The following is a 2,003-nucleotide window of genomic DNA, read 5'->3' as shown; positions in this document are numbered from 1 at the left end:
CCGCATCCGCCGCACGCGCCCATGCGAGCGAAATTCCTAACTGAGTAGGTGCCGGGAAAAGGCGCTCCCAAAGAGAGCGGTAGTGCGCCCCGCCCAACCTGCCGCAGAGTTAATACGACAACGAGATCGTTGTCCCACAATTGTTTGCGACACTTTTTGGGGCGGATGGGATCGGGCGCGGCGCCATTTCAGCAGGCGCCGAAGGACGGCACCCGGGCATCGCCCTGGCCGAAGCGCAACGCGCGGCGTTGCGACAGTCCGCCGCGATCACGAGATGCGTGAGCGGCGCTGCAGGGCGACATAATCTATTGTCTAGCTTGAGGTTCCGCGGCGATGTCGCGGCGGGATTATGGCTATTTCGCGCCTGATTTGCCGACGCCGGCCTTGAGCGCGGTCAGGACCACGTCCTGGAAGGCGAAGACCGACAGCCCGTCGCCGGCGATTCGGCCAGGCTTGCCGGTGCAGACCTGGCGCAGGAGCTCGGCGCGATCGCTGCCGGTCTCGACCTCCTGCCATTCATCTGGCGCTTCCACCGCGCGCAGCGTTTCGCCTTTCGGCGTGGCGAACCGGCGCGAGACATCGCGCGTGCGTCCGAAGATGCAGTCGAACTGGCGATAGGTCGCGATCAGGGTGGCGCCGTCCATCGGGTTGTGAAGGATCTGGTAGACCCAGGCGCTGGCCCGGGCGGCGTCGCCGCTGACGCTGCCGGCGTCGTAGACCAGGGCGCTGTCGCCCTTGCGAAAGGCGATGGTGGCGAACGGCGCGGCCTGGACCGCGCTCCCGCCTACGACCGCGAGCGCCAGACCGAAGATGGCGGCCTTGATCATTTTCAGATCCTCTCTGGCTTCGACACGAAATCCCTTGCTGGGACGACTTGCAATCCCGAATGCAAGATCGCGGCTAGCGGCCGAAACGAGCGATTGCGGCGCGCGGCGCGACAGGCGTAGTCAGGGCGACCCGCGCCGATGCGGGTCGCGGCGGGACGGTGCGACGGATATGGCGGGCGAAACAGACGGACGCGTGACGGCCGCGGTCCTGATCATCGGCGACGAGATCCTGTCGGGCCGGACGCAGGACACCAACCTGCGCGATATCGCCAAGTACCTGGGAGTCCATGGCGTGGACCTGGCTGAGGCCCGCACGGTGCCCGACGTCCACGAGGAGATCATCGCGGCGCTGGACGCCCTGCGGACGCGCTACGACTACGTGATCACCACGGGCGGCATCGGGCCGACCCACGACGATATCACCGCCGACGCGGTGGCCGCCGCCTTCGGCGTGGAGCTGTACGAGCACCCCGACATCATCGCCATGATGGCCGCGCGCTGGGGCGGTGAGGTCAACGTTGCGCGGCGTCGGATGGCTCGGGTCCCGGTCGGCGGCGACCTGGTCAAGAACCCTGTCCAGGGGCCACCGGGGTTCACGATCGGCAATGTCTTCGTGCTGGCTGGGGTGCCGGTGATCATGCGCGGCATGCTGGAAGATGTCGGCCATCGGCTTCGGGGCGGCGCGGTGGTGCTGAGCCGCACGGTGCGGGTCGAGGGCTCAGGCGAGGGGGTGATCGCCGCGCCGCTGGAGGCGGTGGCGAAGGGCCATCCCGACATGTCGCTGGGCAGCTATCCCTTCTTCGACCAGGGGCTCTACGGCTCGAACCTGGTGCTGCGCGGGCGTGATCCGGAAGAGCTGGCGCGCACCGTGGCCGAACTGATCGCGGCGCTGACCGAGGCCGGCGTCGCCAATGTGCGCGAAGTCGAGGCGCCCTAGCGCCGCCCGACGCGGCGGTTTTGAATGGCTATCGGCAGAATGGCGGCGAGCGCGCCCGCGGCGTTGGACAGGGCGTCGCGCAGCTCGTAGCCGCCGCTGATCCAGCCCAGGGCCTGAGAGATCTCCAATCCTGCGCCCGCCGCGGCGATGCCCGCGGCGAACAGATAGGGATGAACCCTCGGAAACGACGCGGCCATAAGCACGCTCAGCCCGTAGGCCAGCACCACGTGCTCGATCTC

At 68.0% G+C, this 2,003-nt stretch carries 3 protein-coding genes; 1 reads left to right on the top strand and 2 read right to left on the bottom strand.

Translation table 11 applies throughout. The features are described from left to right. Positions 1 to 353: 353 nt before the first annotated feature. Positions 354 to 827, bottom strand: a complete 474-nt coding sequence (locus tag RMO04_RS09125; protein WP_309644469.1) for a hypothetical protein — start codon at positions 825 to 827, stop codon at positions 354 to 356. A 169-nt stretch (positions 828 to 996) separates the two neighbouring features. Between RMO04_RS09125 and RMO04_RS09120 the strand changes: the two genes are divergently transcribed. Beyond that, positions 997 to 1,764: a molybdopterin-binding protein gene (locus tag RMO04_RS09120; protein WP_309644468.1), complete on the top strand. Its 768-nt coding sequence runs from the start codon at positions 997 to 999 to the stop codon at positions 1,762 to 1,764. Here the strand turns inward: RMO04_RS09120 and RMO04_RS09115 are convergent. Continuing rightward, on the bottom strand, positions 1,761 to 2,003 hold a 243-nt coding region (locus RMO04_RS09115), incomplete at its 5' end, for a hypothetical protein (protein ID WP_309644467.1). The two genes, RMO04_RS09120 and RMO04_RS09115, sit on opposite strands and share 4 nt — an antisense overlap.

Origin of the sequence: Phenylobacterium sp. (genome assembly GCF_031412415.1) — a bacterium.
In the GTDB taxonomy this organism is placed as follows: domain Bacteria; phylum Pseudomonadota; class Alphaproteobacteria; order Caulobacterales; family Caulobacteraceae; genus Phenylobacterium.
This window is presented reverse-complemented; position numbering and strand designations above follow the sequence as displayed.